Source organism: Bacillus sp. FJAT-27001, assembly GCF_019039175.1.
Taxonomy (GTDB): Bacteria; Bacillota; Bacilli; order Bacillales; family Bacillaceae; genus Bacillus; species Bacillus velezensis.
Genome location: NZ_JAHOAA010000002.1, coordinates 988110 through 1003412, shown reverse-complemented (window position 1 = coordinate 1003412; position 15303 = coordinate 988110). Strand labels below are relative to the sequence as shown.

Here is a 15303-nt window from a genome sequence, read left to right as displayed (position 1 = left end):
CAAATTATCCTTCCAGCAACAGCTGTTCCGGATCTTCAAGCAGGTTTTTAATGGTGACAAGGAATCCGACCGCTTCTTTACCATCTACAATTCTGTGATCGTATGATAAAGCGATGTACATCATCGGACGGTTTTCAGAGCGCTCCGCATCAATCGCTACTGGGCGCAACTGAATTTTGTGCATACCTAAGATCCCAACCTGAGGGCTGTTTAGGATCGGTGTTGACATAAGCGATCCGAATGTACCTCCGTTTGTGATCGTGAAGGAGCCTCCTTGCAGCTCACCTAATGTTAATTTATTGTTTCGCGCTTTCTTCGCAAGTTCGCCGATCTCTCTTTCAATGCCGGCAAACGTCAGGCGGTCAGCGTCACGCACGACTGGGACGACAAGCCCTTCTTCAGCCGCGACAGCAATACCGATGTCATAGAATTTTTTCACGATCAGCTCATCGCCTTGAATTTCAGCGTTAAGGAGCGGGAATTTTTTCAATGCAGCCACGACGGCTTTTGTAAAGAACGACATGAAACCGAGTTTTACTTCGTTTTGCTCAAGGAATTGGTCTTTACGGCGTTTTCTTAGATTCATAACGGCCGTCATATCAACTTCGTTAAATGTAGTCAGCATCGCAGAAGTCTGCTGCACTTCAACCAATCGTTTCGCGATCGTCTGTCTGCGGCGGGACATTTTTTGCACTTCGACAGGTTTGTCAAAGCTTTGCTGTGTTTTTGGAGCCTGCTGTTTCGGCTGTGCCGCAGGTTTTGAAGCCGGTTTTTCATAAGCTTCCACATCTTGTTTGCGCACGCGGCCGAGCGGGTCTCCCGTCGGAATTTGTGATAGATCAATTCCTTTTTCCCTTGCCAGCTTGCGTGCAGCCGGAGACGCTACCGTTCTGGATTTCGCTTCTGATTGTGCTTCCTGGCTGACTTCTTGTGCAGCAGGTTCAGCTTTTGCTTCCTCTTTCGTTTGTTCATTGGCTGGAGCACTTTCTGAAGGGGCGGGTGCAGAACTTTCGCCAGCGCCTTCTGTAATGGTACCGATAATTTCTCCTACTTGGACGGTATCACCCGAATCTTTCAATACCTCTTTTAGAACACCCGATTCTTCTGCTGTCAATTCAACATTTACTTTATCCGTCTCCAGTTCAAGCAAGTACTCACCCTGTTCTACATAATCACCGGGCTGCTTTAACCATTGGGCTATCGTTCCTTCTGAGATTGATTCTGCTAATTCAGGTACCTTAATTTCCGCCATTTTTTCATTTCCCCCTTAGTTTTTGCGAGTCAAGCTATCAGATACAATGCGTTCCTGTTCTTTTTTGTGGACTGTCGGATCTCCTTCTGCGGGACTGGATCGTCTTCTTCGGCCGATGTATTGGACATTTACTCCTTTTGGCGCGATTTCCGTCAGATACGGGCTGATATAACTCCATGCCCCCATGTTCTGCGGCTCTTCCTGAACCCAAACGATCTCTTGCAGGTTCGGCAGTTTGGCGAAAAGCTCCTTCGTATCTTTTGCCGGGAACGGATACAGCTGTTCGATTCTGGCAATATGAAGCCAATCCTTATCGCCTTCCATTTTGTTGAAGTGATCGCTGATATCAATTGACACTTTTCCGCTTGATAATACGACGCGAGTCACTTTTTCGTAAGCATGGGAAAGACCGGACTGCTCATAGACAGGCTTGAATCGGCTTTCGCTCAGTTCCTGCACTTCAGATACCGTATTCGGGTTGCGCAGCAGGCTCTTCGGCGTCATGATCACAAGCGGGCGGATTTCCTCACGAAGCAGCATTTTCGCTTGTCTTCTTAAAATATGGAAATACTGAGCCGCACTTGTCAGGTTGGCCACCGTCCAGTTGTTTTCCGCCGCCAGCTGCAGGAACCGCTCGACGCGGCCGCTGGAGTGTTCAGGGCCCTGCCCTTCGTAACCGTGAGGCAGCAGCATGACCAGTCCTGATTTTTGTCCCCATTTTGCCCGTCCTGCAGATATGAATTGATCAAAATAGACTTGAGCCGCATTGGCAAAGTCCCCGTACTGCGCCTCCCACATCACAAGCGTTTCAGGCGAATACACGTTGTATCCATATTCAAAGCCGAGAACCGATCCTTCAGAGAGCGGGCTGTTATGCACCGTAAATGAAGCAGCGCAGTCGTCTAAGTGATGGAGGGCAACAAATTCTTCTCCTGTTTCGCTGTCATGCAGCACAAGGTTTCTTTGAGCGAACGTTCCGCGCTCTGAATCCTGTCCGGTCAGCCGGATCGGCGTGCCGTCTTTCAAAATGGAAGCAAACGCAAGCGATTCAGCCAATGACCATTCAACTTTACGGTCATCATCAAACGCTTTTGCACGTCTTTCCAGGATTCTTTTCAGCTTGCCGAACACGTTAAAAGATTCCGGCCAGTTGATAAGTTCGCCGTTCAGCTTGCGGAGAACATCAAAATCAATGGCTGTGTCAACGTCTGGAAAACCGTTGGACACCGGTTCCGGCAATTCAATTTCCCGTACGGCGTCTTCTTTTTTGGCGGGCACCTTTTTATAGGCGTCTTCAATTCGTTTTGTCACTGTCGTTTCGATGTTTTGCGCTTTTTCCTCGCTGATCAGTCCTTCACTTACGAGTTTTTCCGCAAAGATCCGCTTGACAGTCGGGTGTTTTCTGACGGCGTCATACAGCATCGGCTGTGTCGTTGACGGCTCATCCATTTCATTGTGGCCGTACCGTCTGTACCCGATTAAATCGATTAAGAAATCTTTATTGAACCGCTTCCGGTATTCAACCGCAAATTTAACGGCTGACAGGCATGCTTCCGGATCATCCGCGTTGACGTGAACGATCGGAATTTCATAGCCCTTCGCCAAATCACTGGCATATTTCGTGGATCGTGATTCATCGCTTTCAGTTGTAAAGCCGATCATATTATTGGCGATGATATGAATGGCCCCGCCGACCTGATAGCCTTTCAGAGAGCTTAAGTTCAGCGTCTCGGCGACAATGCCTTCTCCCGGAAACGCTGCGTCACCGTGAATTAAAATGGCGAGCGATTTTGTTTCGTCTTGAACCGGGTACCCCTTTTGCGTTCTTGTTTCCTGTGCCGCCCGCGTGCTTCCTTCAACAATCGGATTGATGAATTCCAAATGGCTCGGGTTATTTGCAAGCGTAATCCGCGCGCTTTTGGTTTCAGCATCCTGAAGCTGTCTGTCTGCACCGAGGTGGTATTTTACATCGCCCGTCCAGCCGTAGCTGATGCCGGTCGATCCTTCAGACGGCACAAGGTCTTTATTCGGCGCGTGCTGGAATTCTGAGAAAATAATCTCATACGGTTTGCCGAGCACATGCGCAAGCACATTTAAACGGCCTCTGTGCGCCATCCCGATATTGACATTGGTTGTGCCCGCTTTCACAGACTGGGCGATAATGTCGTCAAGAACCGGCACAAGCGCGTCTAATCCCTCAATTGAGAAACGCTTCTGACCGACGAATGTCCGGTGTAAAAATTGTTCAAATCCTTCTACTTCCGTCAGTCTTTCTAAAACGGCTGACAGTTTTTCCGGTGAATTTTTCCGGAACAGTTCTCCGGATTCGACCATTTTTGTAATCCATGCGCGCTCTTCGAAATCATGCACATGGTCAAACTCGAAGGAGATGGTTCTTTTATAGGTATTGCGTAAATGCTGGATGGCTTCTAAGCCGTTTGTTATATTGGCAGGTGCGTCCTTACAGATGACAGACGCGGGTATTGCTTTCATTTCTTCTTCTGTAAGCCCGTACTCGGATAACGGAAAGAGCTCGCTCTTTTTCGGATCCTTTCTGAGCGGATTGACGGAAGCGTTCAGATGGCCATAGGTTCGAATATCTTCTGCAAGTTTAACTGCTGCTGCGATCTTTTGAATCAGATCTGCGGTGACGCGTCCCTGTTCCTTTGTTCCCGATGCCTCTTTTATTTGGCTTGGCGGAGCGCCGAGTTCGTCAAACATGTCTTTCAGATCCGGATCAATGCTGTCCGGATCTTCAGCATATTGGTCGTACAGCTCCAGTGCGTAGCCGAGGTTCGGTCCGTAAAAATCTTCCCAATTCATTCTTTGTTTCATATTATTTTGAAACATTTGAATATTACCCCCAACCTAGATAATCAAGTGATCAATTCACTATCTTGAAATAACTTTTGAACGCTGTGCCCAAAATTATGTAATAAAAACGCTTCCAAGGATATTTTACCACTGATTGCGTTTGGATTCTACCTTGATTGTTCACAAAATAGTAAAAAAAACAGATCAATACCGAAAAAATTAAATCATTTTAAAATAAAAAGCGAAAAAGCATAGGAAAAAGCCTATCCTATGCTTTTATGAAGCAGTTTTTTCAAGAGCGGATACAGCACATCGGGCAGCTGATCGACATCCGGAACAAAAATACTGTACTTTCCGTACATATCCTGAATGGTTTTCACCTGGGATTCTTCTATCGCAGTATTGGACAGAAAAACATTTATGACTTCTATCCCTTTTTTTCTCGCTTCGATGACAGCCTCGCTCGTATCGACAATGCCGTTTTGTTCGTATCCGAATGCTGCCGGCTCTCCGTCTGAAAACACGATTAAAAATTTTTGCGCCTCACTCCGCCGCATCAGCTGTTTCGTCATTTGTCTGATGGCGTATCCGTCTCTGTTATCTTCTTCAGGCGCAAGCTGCATGATCAGCGGACCCGCCGCCTGCAGCAGCGACTCTTCAAACGGAATGACGGTATTGAAGAAATTCGGCTGGCTCGTTTCGGTCGCTTCGTTTGTATCCTCCCAAAATCCGACGATCTGGTGCGGTACGGACACTGATTTCAAGGCTTCATGAAAAAGAACGATCCCTCTTTTTGTTTCATCCATTTTGTCGAACATGCTGGCCGAACAATCGACAAGCAATGTAAAAACGGCGTCAATGTCTGAAGACGGGTCCTGCTTTTTAAAGAAAAGGCGCGGGTTCCGCTCCGTAAAATAGCGGATCAGTTTGCGATTCAGCCGGCCTGCGTGAAGGTCGGTCCGCGGGAGCGTTTTTTTGTGCTCAAGTGTTTTTTGTATCATCTGCTTCAGGCGTTTTTGATATGATTCTATCGTTTTTGCCTGTTCTTTATAAGACTGCTCCTCTTCAGGAGACGCTTTATGAGGCGTTTGATAAACCGGGAAGGCAAATTTGTTTTCTTTTCCGTCAGCCAGCCCCGCGCCCTCATGTTCATCCTGAATGGATTCAAGCGCTTCCAGTTTGGAGTAATCCTCTCTTTTCGTCTGACGTGCGGAACCTTGAACGGAGCCGAGCGCCTGGTCACCGTCATCGCCTTCTCTGGCCGCGTCTTTCCCAAGATCTGATTTCGCGCCGTGCTCAATATCAAATTGAAGGAAACTTTTTGACGGCGCTTCGGTTTCCCGGTGCCACGTATTCATTTTCTCTTCAAGGATTTCTTCATCTCCGTCGGAAGACTCAGGGAGCGTGAGATCGTCACTTAACGAAGGCGCTTTTTTTACGCTTTCGAATAAAGGCTCTTCAGCCGCTTTTTCGTAATCAAGTTCCGGCAGAAAAAAGTACGTGTTCAGCATATCTTTCTCAAGCACTTCATCAAGGCCTTCCATGAGGTCTTCCGTTATTCTTGCGATTTGTTCCGTAGAATCCGCCTCATACACCCGGATGAGCTGACGTTCAATATACGGTATCATCATATCAATATGTTCATGCATGGAAGGAATGCCTTCAAGCGGAGACTCAGCCGTCAGCTTGACAAACATCGCGCAATACAAAGCGTCGGTGAAAATGCTCCGTTCTAAATTCAATGTCAGCTGCGTCGTGAAATATTTCCTGTACATCTCCCTCCGCTTCTGAAAAACACGTTTCGTTCCCGGCCGTTCTTTTTTGGTCAGCTCTTCAATTCTGATATCCTCAAGCAGCATAAACAGCTGCTTGGCAAAGCTTTGGCGGGTGAAATGCCGGTGAACGTCATTTAAAAACCCCGCAAATTCCCGAAATGAGCTGCTGCGTGTTCCGACAGCGCGCAAATAGACATCGCTTTTCAGGCCGGCTTCCATATCCCCGGCTGATCGGTCTTTCCAAAAGTGGCTCATGTAAATTTTCTTTTCAAAGGGATTGTAGTAAGACTGCACGCCGTATTCCACTTCAACTTCACTGCTTCTGGTCAGTGTTTTGGCCAGGTCAGTCAGCATCATGAACAAAAACGAATCAATCGTGCTGTCGTTAAATTTGATAAACTTCATTGTATATCCCTCATTCGAACAGCGTTTCTGCAATATTTCTGACAGCGGCTTTTTCCCTGTCATCGTCAAGTTTTTCTACGATGCCTCTTTCAATCGCCCGTTTCGGCGGGATGTACGCAGCCAAGTCGCACGTATCAATGAGAGCCCTGATGGACGCCGCTTCTTCTGACACTTGTCCGTTATGCGCTTGTGCGATTAAATCAGAAGACAGCGTCATAAAACGCTCAATTAATTTCTCATCTTTTAAGACAGACTGAGAGGTCAGCACCTGTTTCAGGAGGCTTCCTTTAATATACGGAACATCAATGATGACAAAACGGTTTTTAAGGGCTTCGTTCAGCGGAACGGTGCCGACGTATCCTTCATTAATCGCGGCGATAACACCGAATCCTTCGCTTGCCTTAATCACTTCTCCTGTAAAGGGATTTGTCATCATTTTTCTGTAATCTAGCACGCCGTTTAGAATCGGAAGGGTTTCAGGCTTTGCCATATTGATTTCGTCAATGTATAAAAAATGTCCCTCGTTCATTGCGGTTGTTACAGGTCCGGGAACGAATTCAATTGTCGCCTGTCCCTGTTCATTTTCAATCGTTTTATAGCCGACAAGCGCTTCTGCATCGAGGTCTACGGAGCAGTTGACGCTGTGCATCGGTTTATGAAAATAGTTCGAAAGCGTTTCCGCCAATTTTGTTTTCCCTGAACCCGTCGGTCCTTTTAATAAGATATTTTTTCCCATTGTCAAAGCAATGACGGCATCGAATACAATCGCTTTATCTTCGGCCTCATAGCCTGATGATCCGATTAAATCCCGGAATTCTTGGGAAACGGGATGATTTTGATAAGCCTGCAGTTTGTTTTGTATATCTTCCGGAAGTGATAGGTGCTGTAATTCTGAAGTCATAGGTGATGTTTCCTTTCCATTTGTATTCCATAACCGAGTATACTAAAAAAGCCCTTGTATACTCAATACAAAAGGGCTCATTCCCTGCGGGCGCTTTTTGTCAGGGGAGCGCAGGCGATTCTGGCTCCGGAATTTCCGCTCGGGTTTGTCAAATAATCGTCCGTATGTTCATGAATGACGAACGCGCTTCCGTCCCGGTCGAGCAGGCTGAGTCTGCTCCCTTCTTTTAATGAAGTTTGCGGCGCGTTCATAATGACATCCACTTTACCGTCAGCCCCCACTTCAAGATTGGGGAGATCCCCGGCGTGATGACCCATCGGATTGTTGAAGCCGTGTTCTTTGTTCAAAGGGTTGAACGGACCGCCGGCTGATTCGAAATCAGGTGCCTGACATGTCCCTTTTTCATAAATATGAAACCCGAGAGAAGTGCCGGGCGGCAGATGCCCCGCTGATATATGAATGTCTGACCCTTCATCATCAGATTCCCTCACTTCGATATATCCGATCGTTTTTCCGTTTTGATTGATGAGTCCGGCATGCTCACGGTATGCAGATGCTTCCAATGCGCGGCTTTCCCCATGTTTTTTGGGCGGAACAGGAGCGGGTCTCCCCCCGCAGCCGCAAAGCGTAATTGATGCGAGCATGAGAAAAAGCAAGAGACGATTCATGCTTCCTCCCCCTTATTTTTTACCCATCAGTCTTGTCAAAACGTAAAAATGGTAAACAAAAAAAGCCCCGAAAGGCTTTTTTTAAAAATAACTGCGCGCTCCTAAATAAGCTTTTTTCCAATACGGATTGCTTAAGTTTGAAACTTCAACCCCGGAGGAGCTTGCGTGAATAAAATCTCCTCCGCCTAAATACATTCCCATATGAGAAGGGCCCGCTTTATATGTCGTAAAGAAGACAAAGTCGCCTGCTGACGGCTGGCTGATATGTTTCATCGTATTCCAATATCCGGCCGTGCTCAGACGGGAAACAGAGCTTACCTTATTTAAAAGGTAATAGATGTAACCGCTGCAATCGAAGCCCGCAGGCGTATTGCCTCCCCAGCGGTAAGGCACGCCGACATGTTTTTTCGCCTCGCCTATCATTCTGTCAATCTTTGACCCTGTCACCGGAGGTTCGGGAGTATTCGGCTTGTTTGGTTTTGCCGGTTTGTTATCCGGCTGCCGCACAGGATCTTCTGTTTTTCCCTTTCCGTTAATCACCAGAACTTGTCCGATTTGAAGCACATCAGTTGTCAATTTATTTTTTTCTCTGATGAGCTGAGCGGTGATGCCGAACCGATTAGCAATTTTCCAGAGGGAATCGCCTGCTTTTACTTTGTAAGTGGATGGCTTCTCAGAAGGATTTGAATGAGATGGCGGTGTTGTGCCGCTGTTTCCGTTATGTGAAGAACCTTTGATCTTTAACACTTGATTCGGATACAGCATGTCTGATGTTAATTGATTCAGCTTTTTCAGTTCGGCGATGGTGATGCCGGTTTGATTGGCGATTTTCCACAGCGAGTCACCCGGCTTCACAGTGTAAGTCCCTGATGCGCCTTTATCAGGCTTTGTCTGTCTGCCGCCTCCGTCCGTGCCGCCGGCAGACCCTTTAATTTTCAGTTTCTGGCCCGGATAGATGACATCTGAACTCAAACGGTTCAGGCTTCTCAGCTCAGAAACGCTCATTTTGTATTTTTTTGCGATCACCCATAACGAGTCTCCGTATGTAACTGTGTAGGCACCCGTGCTTCGTTTTCCCTTTTGCCCCGTTTTATGTGTGCCGCTGCCGCCGGGAATGTGCAGCCGCTGTCCTGGGTGGAGTATCGTTGATTTCAGTTTATTTTCCGCCTGCAGGGCTGAAATACTTGTATGATATTGCCGGGAAAGCTTCCAAAGAGAGTCGCCGCTTTTTACTTGAATGGTTTTTGCTTCAGCGGGATGCACGGCGAAGGTTGAAGTCATTACTGCAGATACAGCCAGTCCGGCTGCGATTTTTTTCTTCATATAACGAAAAACCTCCTATTTATCATTGCTGAAAGGGACGTTCCTTTTCTTTGGACGCCGCCTGTTATGCAGGATTCATTCAGAAGTCGACATTAATTCCGATTCATTTGGCCTTAGATCATCACCAATGCCACACATTTTACATAAATTGAGAACATTTCACAAAAGACTTTGGAATCATTTTCATAACATGGCTTTTTTCCGCGACATTCCACCTTTCTTGTCTGTTTTTCATACAATTCTCTTTACGGCGTGAAAAATCCTCCCGAAAAACAATCAAAAAAAGCCCGCTTCCTTTAAAGGAAGCGGGTGACGGCTGATTACAGAACCCGGGTCTCGGCAGTTTTCACGTCTTCTGCTATCAATTCCGCTGCACGCTGTGCTCCGCCGGCCGCTTTCAGGGATTCTCCGATTTCAGAAGCTTTTGTCTGATATTCAGGATTTTCGCTCAATTCTTTTATTGCTTCAGTGAGCAGTTCCGCTGTTACATCTTCTTTTTTAAACATTTTGCCCGCGCCCGTGTTTTCCACTTGGCTTCCGACGGCGAACTGATCTGCGCCCATCGGAATGACAATCATCGGGGTTTTGTAGTAAAGCCCTTCGCTCGTACTGTTCATCCCGCCGTGAGTGATAAATAAGTCTGCTCTCTTCAGGATCTCAAGCTGCGGAACATAAGGCTTGACAATGACATTCTCAGGAATTTCATCAAGCTCCGCCGGATCAAGATGTTTGCCGATTGACATGACGGCTTTTCCGTTAAAGTTTCTGACCGCTTCTAAGCATTTATTAAACAATTCCTTCTGATTGTTAAAAATCGTACCCATGGAAATAAACAGGACTTTTTCTCCTTCAAGCTGTTCAAACGGGAAATCTTGAGCCGCCGCCCTTTCGGTTATGGACGGACCGACAAAGAGATAAGAATCGCCAAACTCTTCTTCTTTCGGCTGAAACGCTCTTGAAGTAAATACGATGGTTTTTCTGCCGTCATTTGAGAAAATATCATACGGCGTTTTAATGTCTGCGCTGAATTCTTCATTGAGCCGGCTGACCGCTTCGGTATAAGCCGGATAATGAGATGATTCCTCTGATACAAGGTTTGTATTTGAAAACACTTCTTTAATAAATGCTTCATTCATTGCAAATGTCGTACAAAGTGAATATGCCGGCAGTTTCAGCTGGTTTCTCACGAGCCTTCCTGCCAGAAAATGATGATCATACAGGATGTAGTCGTAGGATTCATCTTTTACTTCCTCAAGAATACGGAGTGCGGCTTTTTTGGAAGTCTCAATCATTAATAGCAAAAACTCGGTAGCGTCCCGCTGTTCATCACCCGTTGCATTTTTTCCGAATTCATCTTTTCGGAAATCTTCATATTCACGGAATTCCGCTCCGCTTGACGCGATTTTGTTCTCATATTCCTTCACGCCGTAATATACGACATGTTCCCCTTTTGCCTTCAGTTCTTTTACGACGCCTAAAGACGGATTGATATGGCCTTCTCCCGGAAAGCCGATCATCAATACATTTGCCATCTTTCCACTCCCTATTCTTTTAAATTTTATGTATATTTAAACGATAACATCAATACAGAAAAAGGTAAAGATGTTCACCTTATTAATATTAAATGGGTACAATATTCCCATTTTCTTATTATTTCGTATGAAGCGCCCGCGGCGAAACAAGCGGATACAGTCCGCCGTCTTTAGCAAAGGACATTTTTCCCGTTTCTTCTGAAACAACGAGCACGAGTGCATCAGTCACGGCCGAAAGTCCCATCGCGGCCCTGTGGCGCGTCCCGTATTTGAGATCGACATGTTTTGTTGTGAGCGGGAGCACATTGGCTGCTGATACAACCCGGTTTTCTCTGACCAATACGGCTCCGTCATGAAGCGGATTGCCGGGATAAAAAATACTCTCAATTAAAGCTGCACTGATCTCGGCATGCAGGCTGGTCCCTTTTTGTATCATTCCGTCCAGCGGATCTGCACGTTCAATCACAATCAGCGCTCCGTGTTTTTCTTCCGCCAGATGCTGCACGGCCCTCGCCAGCTCTGTATAGGAAGGCGTAAAGTGTTCGATATATGACTGCAGGTAAAACGACGAAGCGACAGCCTGCATTTCCTGAAACGTATGTCCCAGTTCATCTAATTCGCAAAGAAGGCATTGGTCTTTTTCATCCAATGTCCGCAGTATCATTCCGGCATCCTCCGTAATTTGTTTCAAATACGTTTGAACGGCAGCGGTAAACGCGCTTTCCGTCATTTGAGTGTGGCGCATGTCACATCAGCTCCTTTCCCTTATTTTCTGCATCGCGCGCATGGATATGCGCCGCTGTGTGCACCATAATCATGAAAGGAGGCGCACATCATATGGAATTCGCACGGCTGATGCAATATATCTGCACCTTTTTAGGGGTCATTTCACTTTCATTCATTTATGCCAAGATGTTTAAAAAGCCGAAACCGGACAAAAAAGAGTAGGCCGGCTTTCATTGCTTTTTATACATAAAATGTTATAATTTCTCTCGTTAAAATAAAGAAACGGGGAACCTAACTTGAGAGAAACGAACACGATCGGCCAAAAGGTCAGACAGCTGTTACATATCTTCATTCCGATTTTAATCACACAGGCGGGCCTTTCCCTGATCACCTTTTTGGATACGGTGATGTCAGGGAAAGTGAGCGCTGCCGATTTAGCCGGGGTTGCAATTGGTTCAAGCCTGTGGACGCCGGTTTATACGGGCCTTGCAGGAATATTAATGGCCGTTACGCCCGTTGTTTCGCAGCTGTTTGGAGCCGGCAGACAAAAGGAAGTGCCGTTTTCCGTCATCCAGGCCGTTTATGTAGCGGCCGTTCTCAGTGCGGCGGTTATCCTGATCGGCTTTTTCACCGTTGATATGATCTTGGGACATTTGGGCCTGGAACCTCGTGTCCGGACGATCGCAAAACACTTTTTAGGATTTTTATCCCTCGGTATTTTTCCTTTGTTTGTGTACACCGTTTTGCGCTCGTTTATTGACGCACTCGGCAAAACGCGAGTCACAATGCTTATTACGCTTTGCTCATTGCCTATTAATTTTGTTTTAAATTATGTATTTATTTTCGGGAAATTCAACATGCCGGCATTGGGAGGAGTCGGGGCGGGGCTCGCTTCCGCCCTGACTTACTGGTGTATTTGCGCCATCAGCTTTTTTATCGTCTGCAGATTTGAGCCGTTTGCCGGGTACTCTGTATTTCGGAAACTGTACCGTTTTTCTCCGTCTGAATGCAGGAAGCTTTTGAAAATCGGATTGCCTATCGGTTTTGCGGTATTTTTTGAAACGAGCATTTTTGCGGCTGTCACACTGCTTATGAGCCATTTTCAGACGGTGACGATTGCAGCCCACCAAGCGGCAATGAATTTTGCTTCCCTCTTGTATATGCTGCCGCTCAGCGTATCCATGGCCATGACCATTTTAGTCGGATTTGAAGCAGGCGCAAAGCGCTACAGGGATGCCCGGTCATACAGCTATATCGGCATTGTGATGGCCCTTTGTTTTTCTTTATGCACGGCGGCTTTCATTTTGCTGTTCAGACCGCAAATCGCCGGAATGTATACATCAGATCCGGCGGTGCTCATGTTGACGCAGCACTTTTTAATCTATGCGCTGTTTTTCCAGCTTTCTGATGCCGTAGCAGCTCCGATACAAGGCGCTCTGAGAGGATATAAGGATGTCAATTATACACTCGGCGCGGCTTTTGTGTCGTATTGGATTATCGGGCTTCCGGTCGGTTACGCAGTCGGCACTTATACGGGCCTCGGGGCATACGGCTACTGGATCGGTTTAATTGCGGGACTTGCCGCAGGAGCTGTCGGTTTATTCTTCAGACTGATGAAGCTGCAAAAGCGTTATGTGAAAAAAATGACGATTTTATAAAGGAGGAGCAGCAATGCCAAAACATAAACTGCTGTACGATTATTTAACTGAACGGGCGGAGGACATCAGTCAGACATGGTTTGATACGCTTCATGAAACGGATCCTGATTCTGTTTATGCTTCTACTGACCCGGCTGTACTCACAAATCTGAAAAAACAAAATCTGGCGTTTAATTATCAACTCAATCGGATTTTTTCTGAAGAGAAGGAAGTATATACAGCGGCATTGGAAAAGTGGGCGTTTGAAGCCGCACGGGATAAAGAACATTTAAAAACTCCCATCCATTATATTATTCGCGAGTTTATCAGAGTTCGTGATTTGTATGTCGGCCATGTCAAGCAGTTTACCAGACTTCATTCAGACACCGTGACAGAAGAAGATGCCGAAGATATATTCCATACGCTGATTAAATCTTTTGATGTGGTCATTCATATTTTCATAGAGGAAATGTATAAAAACACAAACATTCAGCTTGAAGCGCAAAAAGAATTGATTACCGAGCTGAGCTCGCCGGTAATTGTGCTTTTTGACAATGTCGGACTGCTGCCGCTGATCGGGGATATTGACACGGCAAGAGCAAAAATGATCTTGGAGAATACGCTGCACCAGTGTTCAGAGAAGCGCATCACGCAGCTGTACATTGATTTATCGGGCGTAGCCATGATTGACACTATGGTTGCCCAACAGCTTTTCACCTTAATTGAATCACTCGGAATGCTCGGCGTGAAAGCGACATTATCCGGAATCCGTCCTGAAATCGCCCAAACCGCAGTGCAGCTGGGACTGAGTTTTTCAAATTTATCAATAAGGTCTTCGCTTGCAGAAGCGATCGCTTCCGATCTGACACAAAAAAAGGGATAAGGCATTTCAGCCTTATCCCTTTTTTTATCAGTCTTTCCATGGATATGTCCAATACACTTCTTCTTCAAACCATGTCTGAAGAACCGGCTCGTTATTTTTTATTTTTTCTTCCAGCTCTCTCAGCATGCCTTCCGTTTGGGTGCGGTGCGCTTTTAAGGCATTCATTTTAATATCGGCAACCTCTTTAATATCAAGAATAACATCAGGCTTGCCGACGGCTTCCTCCCTGTTGCGGGTGATTGCCATGCAAAGCGTGCGCGGGCGGTCCTCTTTTTTCTTTCTGTAAAGCGCTCTGATAACCGCTTCGCCGCATGCATCATGATCCGGATGGACGCCGTGCTCCGGATAGAATGTGACAATCAGACTCGGTTTTACATCGTCGATAATCTCTTCCATCATATCAGCGAGCCACTCGTCATCTTCAAATTCAAGTGTTTTATCACGAAGCCCGAGCATTCTCAGGTCAGTAACGTCCATTGCTTTGCATGCGTCGATCAGCTCTTGTTTTCTTAACAGCGGCAGTGTTTCACGGTTCGCGAAAAAAGGGTCTCCCATGTTCCGCCCCATTTCGCCAAGCGTTGCGCATGCATACGTAACGGGAATATCTTTTTGTCTGTGTAAAGCAATCAGCCCTGCCACTCCGTATGATTCATCATCAGGGTGAGGCAGGATGACGAGTACATGTTCTTTCATGATTTTCACCCTTTTCTTTAAACTGTAAACGGCTTTTCGCTGATTTGAAGCGAAATCGCCAATTTTCCGCCCGGCAGATGCCCTGCCATTAACAAGCGGTTTTCGTCATCTACTGTATATTCAGTCAGACCTTCTGCGTAAATCCAGCCTTCTTCCGTTTTCAAACCGACGCGGTACGGGCCGTTTCCTTTGATTTTCGCCTGATGGTACGTCACTTTTGCATTGCGTATATAGGCTACAACCGTCATGTTTTTCTCATTCAGATGCGCTGAATAAGAACCGGTCGTTGTTTCCAAATGGATATATACAGGACGATCGGCATATCGCTCTAAAGAAGTTTGCACATCTTCTTTTATGATCGCTTTCATAGCTGCTCCCCTCTTTCTTCTTTTAAAAATTGCAAACGCTTCGTATGTAGTTCAACCAATTCATATTTCTCAATCGGCCGCAGCCGGGAATCTACAATTCGCTGCACCGCCAGAGCAAACTTTTCCTCGGGTGACTTCCGGAGCCTCGGATGTGTTCTTTGATCAAGCAGTTCAAGATCAATTGCCTTCTCCGCTTCTTCAAGAGTTGAAGCCGGGAGAGTGCGGTTATTCCACAGTGCCTGATAGGCTTTTGCTATGTCTTTATCAGTGCCCATTGTACAGCTCCTTTACATACTCGTAATGATTATACATAATTTAAGCTATCG

At 46.3% G+C, this 15303-nt stretch carries 13 protein-coding genes; 2 read left to right on the top strand and 11 right to left on the bottom strand.

What is annotated here, in order from left to right; translation table 11 throughout:
• Window positions 1-4 precede the first annotated feature (4 nt).
• From odhB to cdaS, 8 genes are all read right to left on the bottom strand, one after another.
• Window positions 5-1252 (bottom strand): 2-oxoglutarate dehydrogenase complex dihydrolipoyllysine-residue succinyltransferase, encoded by a 1248-nt coding sequence (gene odhB, locus BGM27_RS10040; RefSeq protein WP_007407972.1) that lies wholly within the window; start codon window positions 1250-1252, stop codon window positions 5-7.
• Window positions 1253-1267: 15 nt separating this feature from the next.
• Window positions 1268-4102, bottom strand: coding sequence for a 2-oxoglutarate dehydrogenase E1 component (gene sucA / locus BGM27_RS10035; protein WP_007407971.1), 2835 nt, complete (start codon window positions 4100-4102; stop codon window positions 1268-1270).
• A gap of 227 nt (window positions 4103-4329) precedes the next feature.
• Complete coding sequence (locus BGM27_RS10030) at window positions 4330-6246, bottom strand: vWA domain-containing protein (protein ID WP_007407970.1); 1917 nt, start codon at window positions 6244-6246, stop codon at window positions 4330-4332.
• Window positions 6247-6256: 10 nt separating this feature from the next.
• Window positions 6257-7147: an AAA family ATPase gene (locus BGM27_RS10025; RefSeq protein WP_003153758.1), complete on the bottom strand. Its 891-nt coding sequence runs from the start codon at window positions 7145-7147 to the stop codon at window positions 6257-6259.
• Window positions 7148-7224: 77 nt separating this feature from the next.
• Complete coding sequence (locus tag BGM27_RS10020) at window positions 7225-7815, bottom strand: superoxide dismutase family protein (RefSeq protein ID WP_007407968.1); 591 nt, start codon at window positions 7813-7815, stop codon at window positions 7225-7227.
• An 81-nt stretch (window positions 7816-7896) separates the two neighbouring features.
• Window positions 7897-9138, bottom strand: a complete 1242-nt coding sequence (locus BGM27_RS10015) for a C40 family peptidase (protein ID WP_007407967.1) — start codon at window positions 9136-9138, stop codon at window positions 7897-7899.
• A gap of 320 nt (window positions 9139-9458) precedes the next feature.
• Complete coding sequence (locus tag BGM27_RS10010) at window positions 9459-10670, bottom strand: macrolide family glycosyltransferase (protein ID WP_020954037.1); 1212 nt, start codon at window positions 10668-10670, stop codon at window positions 9459-9461.
• A 118-nt stretch (window positions 10671-10788) separates the two neighbouring features.
• Window positions 10789-11415: a sporulation-specific diadenylate cyclase CdaS gene (gene cdaS / locus BGM27_RS10005; RefSeq protein ID WP_007407964.1), complete on the bottom strand. Its 627-nt coding sequence runs from the start codon at window positions 11413-11415 to the stop codon at window positions 10789-10791.
• Window positions 11416-11692: 277 nt separating this feature from the next.
• Between cdaS and BGM27_RS10000 the strand changes: the two genes are divergently transcribed.
• Entirely contained in the window at window positions 11693-13054 is a 1362-nt protein-coding gene (locus tag BGM27_RS10000) for an MATE family efflux transporter (RefSeq protein WP_007407963.1), read from the top strand.
• Window positions 13055-13067: 13 nt separating this feature from the next.
• Window positions 13068-13916: an STAS domain-containing protein gene (locus BGM27_RS09995; protein WP_007407962.1), complete on the top strand. Its 849-nt coding sequence runs from the start codon at window positions 13068-13070 to the stop codon at window positions 13914-13916.
• Between the two features lie 27 nt (window positions 13917-13943).
• Here the strand turns inward: BGM27_RS09995 and bshB2 are convergent, their stop codons facing one another.
• From bshB2 to BGM27_RS09980, 3 genes are read right to left on the bottom strand one after another with little or no spacing between them, the layout of a single operon-like run.
• Window positions 13944-14609, bottom strand: coding sequence for a bacillithiol biosynthesis deacetylase BshB2 (gene bshB2 / locus BGM27_RS09990; protein ID WP_007407961.1), 666 nt, complete (start codon window positions 14607-14609; stop codon window positions 13944-13946).
• A 17-nt stretch (window positions 14610-14626) separates the two neighbouring features.
• On the bottom strand, window positions 14627-14977 hold the full coding sequence (locus tag BGM27_RS09985) for a YojF family protein (protein ID WP_007407960.1): 351 nt from the start codon (window positions 14975-14977) through the stop codon (window positions 14627-14629).
• On the bottom strand, window positions 14974-15252 hold the full coding sequence (locus BGM27_RS09980; RefSeq protein ID WP_003153742.1) for a hypothetical protein: 279 nt from the start codon (window positions 15250-15252) through the stop codon (window positions 14974-14976). The genes BGM27_RS09985 and BGM27_RS09980 overlap by 4 nt, the downstream gene beginning before the upstream one ends.
• Window positions 15253-15303 lie beyond the last annotated feature (51 nt).

Excerpts from the sequence above, each read along its gene's own strand:
- odhB (WP_007407972.1), bottom strand. The coding sequence starts at position 1,252 with ATGGCGGAAATTAAGGTACCTGAATTAGCAGAATCAATCTCAGAAGGA.
- sucA (WP_007407971.1), bottom strand. The coding sequence starts at position 4,102 with ATGTTTCAAAATAATATGAAACAAAGAATGAATTGGGAAGATTTTTAC.
- BGM27_RS10030 (WP_007407970.1), bottom strand. The coding sequence starts at position 6,246 with ATGAAGTTTATCAAATTTAACGACAGCACGATTGATTCGTTTTTGTTC.
- BGM27_RS10025 (WP_003153758.1), bottom strand. The coding sequence starts at position 7,147 with ATGACTTCAGAATTACAGCACCTATCACTTCCGGAAGATATACAAAAC.
- BGM27_RS10020 (WP_007407968.1), bottom strand. The coding sequence starts at position 7,815 with ATGAATCGTCTCTTGCTTTTTCTCATGCTCGCATCAATTACGCTTTGC.
- BGM27_RS10015 (WP_007407967.1), bottom strand. The coding sequence starts at position 9,138 with ATGAAGAAAAAAATCGCAGCCGGACTGGCTGTATCTGCAGTAATGACT.
- BGM27_RS10010 (WP_020954037.1), bottom strand. The coding sequence starts at position 10,670 with ATGGCAAATGTATTGATGATCGGCTTTCCGGGAGAAGGCCATATCAAT.
- cdaS (WP_007407964.1), bottom strand. The coding sequence starts at position 11,415 with ATGCGCCACACTCAAATGACGGAAAGCGCGTTTACCGCTGCCGTTCAA.
- BGM27_RS09995 (WP_007407962.1), top strand. The coding sequence starts at position 13,068 with ATGCCAAAACATAAACTGCTGTACGATTATTTAACTGAACGGGCGGAG.
- bshB2 (WP_007407961.1), bottom strand. The coding sequence starts at position 14,609 with ATGAAAGAACATGTACTCGTCATCCTGCCTCACCCTGATGATGAATCA.
- BGM27_RS09985 (WP_007407960.1), bottom strand. The coding sequence starts at position 14,977 with ATGAAAGCGATCATAAAAGAAGATGTGCAAACTTCTTTAGAGCGATAT.
- BGM27_RS09980 (WP_003153742.1), bottom strand. The coding sequence starts at position 15,252 with ATGGGCACTGATAAAGACATAGCAAAAGCCTATCAGGCACTGTGGAAT.